The organism is Bacillus sp. GMa5/1, assembly GCF_050172015.1.
Classification (GTDB): Bacteria; Bacillota; Bacilli; order Bacillales; family Bacillaceae_G; genus Bacillus_A; species Bacillus_A cereus.
Map to the genome: position 1 here is coordinate 42,618 of NZ_JBNLYC010000020.1, position 9,182 is coordinate 51,799.

Consider the following 9,182-nt stretch of genomic DNA (forward strand, 5'->3'; position numbering starts at 1 on the left):
ATTATATGAATAAAACAGTATTGCTTGTTGAAGATGAAAGAAGATTACGTGAAATTGTTAGTGATTATTTTCGTAATGAAGGCTTTGAAGTAATCGAAGCAGAAGATGGAAAAAAAGCGTTAGAGTTATTTGCAGAGCATGAAATTGATTTAATTATGTTAGATATTATGTTACCGGAAATAGATGGATGGTCTGTTTGTAGAAGAATTAGAAAAGAATCAGCAGTACCAATTATTATGTTGACAGCACGTTCGGATGAGGATGATACATTGCTAGGTTTCGAATTAGGTGCAGACGAGTATGTAACGAAACCATTTAGCCCGAAAGTATTAGTAGCTCGCGCAAAGACGTTATTGAAACGTGCGGATGGTGCGGTAGGAGTAGCGGAAGAAAATGCTATGTCTTTAGCTGGAATAGAAGTAAATCGTCTATCTAGAACTGTTTTAGTAGATGGAGAAGAAATTATATTGACACATAAAGAATTTGAACTTCTTGTGTATTTAATGGAGAACAAAGGAATCGTGTTATCACGTCAACATTTATTAGATCAGTTATGGGGATATGACTATTACGGTGATGACAGAACGGTTGATACCCATATTAAAAAACTTCGAAATAAGCTAGGAGATAAAGCGAAGCATATCGGTACTGTTATTCGAGTTGGTTATAAATTTGAAGAATAATCTAGAACGATTTGTGTAATTTAGCCTAGGGAAATGGCGATTTTATACTCTCTTTTGAAGGTAGAATGTACAAAAAATACTTTTTTTGTCTACAATGTTAGATAGGAGTATTTTTTTAATTAGATTTCACGATGAGTTCACAAGAAGGACACAAAACGTGACTATACTGAAAATACGAATTCACCAGAGAGGGGAAATAAAACATGGGATATTACGACGGACCAAATTTAAATGAAGAGCATAGTGAAACGAGAGAAGTGAGAAAATCAGGTAGTAAAAAAGGCTATTTCTTCACAGGTTTAGTGGGGGCTGTAGTCGGAGCGGTTTCGATTAGTTTTGCAGCACCATATATGCCATGGGCTCAAAATAATGGAGCGCCAGTATCATCATTTAGTTCGGATTCAAAAGTAGAAGGTACTGTAGTTCCTGTTGTAAATAAAGCGAAAAATGAAACTGATTTACCTGGTATGATTGAAGGGGCGAAAGATGTTGTTGTAGGTGTTATTAATATGCAACAAAGTGTTGATCCATTTGCAATGCAACCGACAGGTCAAGAACAACAAGCTGGTTCAGGATCAGGTGTTATTTATAAAAAAGCAGGGAATAAAGCATATATCGTAACAAACAACCACGTAGTAGATGGTGCAAATAAACTTGCTGTAAAACTAAGTGATGGTAAAAAGGTAGATGCAAAGTTAGTAGGGAAAGATCCTTGGTTAGACTTAGCTGTTGTTGAAATTGACGGGGCTAATGTGAATAAAGTTGCAACTTTAGGTGACTCAAGTAAAATCCGCGCGGGTGAAAAAGCAATTGCAATCGGTAACCCACTAGGTTTTGATGGAAGTGTAACGGAAGGTATAATCAGTAGTAAAGAACGTGAAATTCCAGTTGATATTGATGGCGATAAACGACCAGATTGGCAAGCACAAGTTATTCAAACAGATGCAGCGATTAACCCTGGTAACAGTGGTGGTGCATTATTTAACCAAAATGGTGAAATAATTGGGATTAACTCAAGTAAAATTGCACAACAAGAAGTTGAAGGAATTGGCTTTGCTATTCCAATTAATATCGCAAAGCCAGTTATTGAATCACTTGAAAAAGACGGAGTAGTGAAACGTCCAGCCCTTGGAGTAGGTGTCGTTTCATTAGAAGATGTGCAAGCTTATGCAGTCAATCAATTGAAAGTACCGAAAGAAGTAACGAATGGTGTTGTATTAGGTAAAATTTACCCAATATCACCGGCTGAAAAAGCTGGTTTAGAGCAATATGATATTGTAGTAGCATTAGATAATCAAAAAGTAGAGAATGCTCTTCAATTCCGTAAATATTTATATGAAAAGAAAAAAGTAGGCGAGAAAGTAGAAGTTACATTCTACCGTAACGGTCAAAAAATGACGAAATCGGCTACTTTAGCAGATAATTCAGCTACAAAGAATCAATAATCGAAATAAAAGAAAGTCTCTTTCATATTGAAAGAGACTTTCTTTATCGGCTATACTAAAGGAATAGGAGGGATTAATTATGACAATTGAAAACCCAACTCGTACGGAAATTGGTGAAGTGTTAAAGAAAAGCAAAACAATTGCGGTTGTTGGATTATCAGATAAGCCAGAACGTACATCGTATATGGTTTCAAAAGCAATGCAAGATGCTGGATACCGCATTATTCCAGTTAATCCAACAGTAGATGAGGTGCTTGGAGAAAAGGCAGTTTCTTCACTAAAGGATATTAAGGAACACGTTGACATAGTAAATGTATTTCGTCGCTCAGAGTTTTTAATGGATGTTGCAAAAGAATTTGTAGAGATTGATGCAGATGTTTTTTGGGCACAATTAGGAGTACAAGATGAGGATACATACAAATTTTTAAAAGAAAAAGACTATACTGTAATAATGGATCGTTGTATTAAAGTAGAACATGCGATGACAAAATAGTATAGATTTAAAGGTAGAAAGATTGATTCAGCCCTCATTATAGATAAGTAGGGCCGATGAACGAGGTGTTCATCATGAGATTTTTTAAAGGCTGTTTTTGGGGGTTGTTATTTGTAATCCCATTTTGGATCTTGATCATTTGGATCATAATAAAGGTTTGGAATGTGTAATCTTGGAATACATATCCATTTCTCGTTGACAAACGATTATTTTTCTGAAATAGTAGCCTAGAGGAATCCTTGTGAGAAAACAAGGATTTTTCTATTGAAAATGGTATATAAAAGAGATAAGATAACTTGCCAAAACTATAGTCGAGGCGTTATTCTATAATAGAAACATATGTTCTGATTTTGGATTAGGAAAGGGGCAAGGAGTTTGGCGAAGCATCAGTTCCAATATAATGAAGATGCGATTCAAGTGTTAGAAGGACTTGAAGCCGTTCGAAAACGCCCGGGTATGTATATCGGGAGCACGGACAGCCGTGGATTGCATCATTTAGTATATGAAATAGTAGATAACTCCGTTGACGAAGCGTTAGCGGGATTTGGCGACGAAATTTCAGTCGTAATACATAAAGATAATAGTATTAGCGTTATAGATAAAGGGCGAGGAATGCCTACGGGAATGCATAAACTTGGGAAACCTACACCTGAAGTTATTTTAACTGTACTTCATGCCGGTGGTAAGTTTGGTCAAGGTGGTTACAAAACGAGTGGTGGTTTGCACGGTGTTGGGGCATCGGTTGTAAATGCCTTATCAGAATGGTTAGTCGTAACGATTAAGCGTGACGGAAATATTTACGAACAACGCTTTGAAAATGGCGGTGTTCCTGTAACGACGCTTGAGAAAATCGGGAAGACGAAAGAGTCTGGTACTACGATGCATTTCAAACCAGATACAACGATTTTCAGCACAACAAATTATAATTATGAAACATTATGTGAGAGATTACGTGAATCTGCATTCTTATTAAAAGGAATGAAAATCTCGATAAAAGATGAACGAAATGATTTAGAGGATGTATTTCATTATGAAACGGGAATTGAAGCTTTCGTTTCATATTTAAACGAAGAAAAAGATTCCATTCATCCAGTTGTATATTTCACTGGTGAACAAAATGGAATTGAAGCAGAACTAGCATTTCAATTTAACGATGGCTACTCAGAAAACATTTTATCGTTTGTAAATAACGTACGTACAAAAGATGGTGGAACACACGAAGCTGGATTTAAAACAGCGATGACGCGTGTGTTTAACGAGTATGCTCGTAAAGTAGCACTATTAAAAGAAAAAGATAAAAACTTAGAAGGCACAGATATTCGTGAAGGTGTAGCGGCTATCGTTTCGGTACGTGTACCAGAAGAAGTGCTTCAGTTTGAAGGGCAAACGAAAGGGAAACTAGGTACAAGTGAAGCGCGTTCTTCAATTGATGCCATTGTATCTGAGCATTTAGCATACTTTTTAGAAGAAAATCCTGATGTAGCTACACTTCTTGTGAGAAAAGCAATTAAAGCAGCACAAGCCCGTGAAGCAGCCCGTAAAGCAAGAGAAGAAGCGCGTAGTGGTAAGAAAAAGAAAAAATCAGAAGGTACGTTAAGCGGGAAATTAACACCTGCACAATCACGTAACCCGCAAAAAAATGAACTGTACCTAGTAGAGGGTGACTCTGCCGGTGGTTCTGCGAAACAAGGACGAGACCGACGTTTCCAGGCCGTATTACCGTTACGTGGTAAAGTAATTAATACAGAAAAAGCAAAGCTTGCTGATATCTTTAAAAATGAAGAGATTAATACAATCATTTATGCGATTGGCGGCGGTGTAGGAAATGAATTTGATGTTGAAGATATTAACTACGATAAAGTTGTAATTATGACCGATGCCGATACGGATGGGGCTCATATTCAAGTATTGTTATTAACGTTCTTCTACAGATATATGAAGCCACTTATCGAAGCTGGTAAAGTGTTTATCGCACTTCCTCCTTTATACAAAGTAAGTAAAGGAAAAGGTAAGAGTGAGGTAATTGAATACGCTTGGTCAGATGAGGAATTAGACGGTGTAACGAAAAAAGTTGGAAAAGGCTATATGTTACAACGTTATAAAGGACTTGGTGAAATGAATGCGGATCAATTATGGGAAACAACAATGAATCCTGAAACGCGTACATTAATTCGCGTGAAAATTGATGATGCAGCAAGAGCAGAGCGTCGCGTTACAACATTAATGGGCGATAAAGTAGAACCGCGCCGTAAATGGATTGAACGTAATGTACAGTTTGGTATGCAAGAAGAAGGAAATATTTTAGAAAATGAAATGATTATGGAGACGGAGGTGGAATAACATGCAAGCAGAGAAGTTTCATGACCTCCCGCTTGAAGACGTGTTAGGTGATCGCTTTGCACGTTATAGTAAATATATTATTCAAGATCGTGCACTTCCAGATGCACGTGATGGCTTAAAGCCAGTACAAAGACGTATTTTATATTCTATGTATGTAGAAGGTAATGTACATGATAAAGCGTTTCGTAAATCAGCTAAAACAGTAGGTAATGTTATCGGTAATTATCATCCACATGGAGATTCCTCTGTATATGAAGCAATGGTACGCTTAAGCCAAACTTGGAAAGTACGTAATGTTTTAGTTGAAATGCATGGTAATAACGGTAGTGTTGATGGGGACCCAGCGGCAGCGATGCGTTATACGGAAGCTCGTTTATCACCAATCGCATCTGAATTATTACGTGATCTTGATAAAGAAACAGTTGAATTCGTGTCAAACTTTGATGATACGAGTGAAGAACCGGTTGTATTACCAGCAGCGTTCCCGAATTTATTAGTGAACGGATCTACAGGGATTTCCGCTGGTTATGCAACAGAAATTCCTCCGCATCATCTTGGAGAAGTTATTGATGCTACAATGATGCGTATTGATAAGCCAAATAGTACTGTTGATGATTTATTAACAGTTATGAAAGGACCAGATTTCCCAACAGGCGGTATTATTCAGGGGATTGATGGTATTAAAAAGGCGTATGAAACAGGTAAAGGTAAAATTATTATTCGCGGAAAAGCAGAAGTTGAAACAGTGCGCGGTGGGAAACAACAAATTGTAATCACTGAAATTCCTTACGAAGTGAATAAGGCAAATCTTGTAAAGAAAATGGATGAATTACGTCTAGATAAAAAGTTAGATGGTATTGCTGAAGTGCGTGATGAGACAGATCGTACTGGTTTACGAATTGTTGTTGAATTAAAGAAAGAAGCAAACGCCGAAGGTATTTTAAATTATTTATATAAAAATACAGATTTGCAAATTCCATATAACTTTAATATGGTAGCGATCAATAATCGTCGTCCAACACTTATGACATTACCGAAAATTTTAGATGCTTATATTGGACATCAAAAAGAGGTTATTACGAGACGTTCGCAATATGAATTAAGAAAAGCAGAAAATCGTCAACATATTGTAGAAGGTTTAAAGAAAGCATTATCGATTTTAGACCAAGTAATTGAAACAATTCGAGCTTCAAAAGATAAACGTAACGCGAAAGATAATTTAAGTGCAAAATTTGGCTTTACAGAAGCACAGGCAGAAGCAATTGTTTCCTTGCAATTATATCGCTTAACGAATACAGACATTACGGCGTTACAAGAAGAAGCAGATGAGCTTAATAAGAAAATTATTGAGCTACAGGCAATTTTACAAAGTGAAAAAAGATTACTTCAAGTAATTAAAACAGATTTAAAGAGAGTTAAGAAAACATATAGTGATGATCGACGCGCAATTATTGAAGATCAAATCGAGGAAATTAAAATCGATGTAGAAGTGATGATCCCACAAGAAGATGTCATCGTTACTGTAACGAAAGAAGGGTATGTGAAACGTACTGGATGGCGCTCACACAATGCCTCAAACGGCAAAGACTTCGGTATGAAAGAGGGTGACATCTTACTTGAACGATTCGATACGAATACGACAGAGACAGTCCTCTTATTTACGAATAAAGGAAACTATATATATCTGCCAGTATACGAAATGCCAGATATTCGTTGGAAAGATTTAGGTCAGCACGTTGCTAATATCGTTTCACTCGACCGGGATGAAACAATCATTTGGGCAACGGTTGTACAGAACTTTGAGGAAGAAAAACGATTTATCGTATTTGTAACAAGAAATGGTATGATAAAGAAAACAGAATTAAATCAATATAAAGTTCAGCGTTATTCAAGGGCATTCGTTGCTGTAAACTTGAAAAAAGATGATGAAGTTGTCGATATATTTGCGACAGATGGAACGAGTGATATCGTTCTTGCTACACACGGTGCATATGCACTTATTTTCCATGAAGATGAAGTAAGTCCAGTCGGTGTAAGAGCTGCTGGCGTGAAAGCAATTAATTTAAAAGAAGATGACTATGTCGCTTCTGGTAAACCGTTAAATGGTGACAAAGATCAACTTATTCTCGTAACACAGCGCGGTGCTGTAAAACGTCTAAAAGCATCAGAAATTGAAAAATCAACGAGGGCGAAACGAGGTCTTGTTATTTTCAAAGAATTAAAACGTAATCCGTACCGCATTGTCGGTATTGAAATTGTTCGGGACGATGAATTAGTTTACATGAAGACAGAGAAAAACATTGTAGAAGAGATTGATCCGAAAGCGTATCGAAATAAAGACCGGTATAGTAATGGTAGCCTAGTGCTAGATGTTAATGATACTGGTGAAGTAGTAGAAACGTGGACGAAGAAAAGACCAGAATAAAGAGGGCATCTTGCTATGAATAATAGCAAGATGCTTTTTTCTAGGCAATTTATTATGTAAATAATAATAATCTTGTTATAATAACTCGATGAAATCGTTCTCATAAAGTGAAACTTTAATCAATGGGGATTTTCTTTATCCACACTGATTATTAGTTGAACCAATCGGGCTTTAACAAGCAGTTGATTTCTCACCTAATTCCTTAGCTTTCGCTGAATTTTTGGTTAGGAATCTTACTGCCTGTTAAAGCGGGACAAATGGAGGGGCAACATGAAAAAAATAGGTGTAGGGATTGTAGGATTTGGTTTTTCTAGTACGACATTTCATATCCCACTATTACAAACGATAGAAGAATATGATATTCGTGCTGTATTATCCTCAAAAGAAGAGGTAGTAAAAGAAACATTACCAAATGCTAATGTTGTTAGTACAATTGATGAATTGGTGAAGCGAGCTGATGTTGACTTAGTTGTTATTACATCACCTAATACAACTCATTTTCCATATGTAAAAGAAGCAATTTTAAACGGTAAGCATGTTGTTGTAGAAAAACCATTTGTTGTCTCAATTGAAGAAGGGGAAAAGCTTATTTCATTAGCAGAGCAGCATAATGTAATGTTAAGCGTATATCATAATCGTCGTTTTGATAATGATTTCTTAACAATTAAGAAATTGTTAGGAGAAAACAGAGTAGGGAATGTATACGCATATGAATCGAATTTTGATCGTTTCCGTCCACATGTACGTGATCGATGGAGAGAAAAAAATCTACCAGGCTCCGGTATATTATACGATTTAGGGTCGCATTTAATTGACCAAGCGTTATCAATATTCGGGAAACCAGATGCGATAAGTGCAGATGTAATAAAACAACGACCAGGTGCAGAGGTGGATGATTATTTCCACATAGTACTTCATTACGGAGTTAAACGTGTCATTTTACGTAGTAGCAGTTATGTGAAAAAAGCTGGACCGCATTTTATAGTGCATGGAGAGAAAGGTTCTATCGTGAAGTACGGTATGGATTCGCAGGAAGAGCAATTAAAAAATGGAATGAAGCCAGGTGATAACGGTTATGGAGTAGACGATGAAGAGAATTTTGCTACTTTAGAAACAGAAGAAAACTTAGAGCGTATTCCAACAGAAGTCGGTTGTTATGACAATTATTATAAAGGTGTGCGAGATAGTATATTAAATGGTGAGAAACTACCTGTAACAGCAAAAGAAGGTTTAGATGTTATTAAACTGATTCAATTAGCGATTGAAAGCAGTGAAAAAGGTAGAGTCATTTCTATAAAATAAAAAGACACGAAATTCGTGTCTTTTTTATTAGGAATATGTGAATATGATTAATTATTTAGTTTAGTCGTTTATCATACATTAATTGGATTTGTATGCCATAAGGATCTTCAATAATACCATATGCTTCACTAAATATATTTTTTTCTAGCGGAGAGATTATTTTCACATGCTTATCGGAAATTAAATTATTATAAAACCTTTGTATTTCTTCTAAATTAGCGCTTTGAATGCAAAGTGACATGTTATTTCCAACGTTATAACGTTCATTAGTATTCATTGTATCTTCTGCTATCATTAGCTTTGTATTCCCAATTTGTAAAACAGAGTGAGCAATATGTTCTTTATTTTCACTTGTAATTTTAAAAGAACGATCTCTTTTCGCCAGTTCTTCATACGTAACAACCATTAATTTTTTGGCTTCTAAATTACGTGTATAAAAGTTAATCGCCTCCTTTGCTTGCCCGTTCATTGAAAGAAAAATAGCTATCTCTAAT

Annotated in this window: 7 protein-coding genes; 6 read left to right on the plus strand and 1 reads right to left on the minus strand. The window is 36.1% G+C overall.

What is annotated here, in order from left to right; genetic code table 11:
- Positions 1-5: 5 nt before the first annotated feature.
- From ACQGSG_RS07870 to ACQGSG_RS07895, 6 genes are all read left to right on the plus strand, one after another.
- The gene (locus tag ACQGSG_RS07870) at positions 6-683 is read left to right on the plus strand and encodes a response regulator transcription factor (protein WP_001044679.1); all 678 of its coding nucleotides are present in this window, start codon (positions 6-8) and stop codon (positions 681-683) included.
- A gap of 203 nt (positions 684-886) precedes the next feature.
- Positions 887-2,128, plus strand: a complete 1,242-nt coding sequence (locus tag ACQGSG_RS07875) for a S1C family serine protease (RefSeq protein WP_000542641.1) — start codon at positions 887-889, stop codon at positions 2,126-2,128.
- 79 nt (positions 2,129-2,207) lie between these two features.
- Positions 2,208-2,621, plus strand: coding sequence for a CoA-binding protein (locus tag ACQGSG_RS07880; RefSeq protein WP_000151387.1), 414 nt, complete (start codon positions 2,208-2,210; stop codon positions 2,619-2,621).
- 375 nt (positions 2,622-2,996) lie between these two features.
- Positions 2,997-4,961 carry a DNA topoisomerase IV subunit B gene (gene parE, locus ACQGSG_RS07885; protein ID WP_001062202.1) on the plus strand — a complete coding sequence of 655 codons (1,965 nt, stop codon included), beginning with the start codon at positions 2,997-2,999 and terminating at the stop codon, positions 4,959-4,961.
- A gap of 1 nt (position 4,962) precedes the next feature.
- Positions 4,963-7,386 carry a DNA topoisomerase IV subunit A gene (parC, locus tag ACQGSG_RS07890; RefSeq protein WP_001147465.1) on the plus strand — a complete coding sequence of 808 codons (2,424 nt, stop codon included), beginning with the start codon at positions 4,963-4,965 and terminating at the stop codon, positions 7,384-7,386.
- Between the two features lie 270 nt (positions 7,387-7,656).
- Positions 7,657-8,688, plus strand: coding sequence for an oxidoreductase (locus ACQGSG_RS07895; RefSeq protein ID WP_000719773.1), 1,032 nt, complete (start codon positions 7,657-7,659; stop codon positions 8,686-8,688).
- A 55-nt stretch (positions 8,689-8,743) separates the two neighbouring features.
- Here ACQGSG_RS07895 and ACQGSG_RS07900 read toward each other — a convergent pair.
- A partial coding sequence (locus ACQGSG_RS07900) for a VOC family protein (RefSeq protein WP_426947173.1) occupies positions 8,744-9,182 on the minus strand: 439 nt, incomplete at its 5' end.

Bases quoted from the DNA above. Each gene is read 5' to 3' on its own strand.
- ACQGSG_RS07875 (WP_000542641.1), top strand. From the start codon at position 887: ATGGGATATTACGACGGACCAAATTTAAATGAAGAGCATAGTGAAACG.
- ACQGSG_RS07895 (WP_000719773.1), top strand. From the start codon at position 7,657: ATGAAAAAAATAGGTGTAGGGATTGTAGGATTTGGTTTTTCTAGTACG.
- ACQGSG_RS07880 (WP_000151387.1), top strand. From the start codon at position 2,208: ATGACAATTGAAAACCCAACTCGTACGGAAATTGGTGAAGTGTTAAAG.
- ACQGSG_RS07870 (WP_001044679.1), top strand. From the start codon at position 6: ATGAATAAAACAGTATTGCTTGTTGAAGATGAAAGAAGATTACGTGAA.
- parC (WP_001147465.1), top strand. From the start codon at position 4,963: ATGCAAGCAGAGAAGTTTCATGACCTCCCGCTTGAAGACGTGTTAGGT.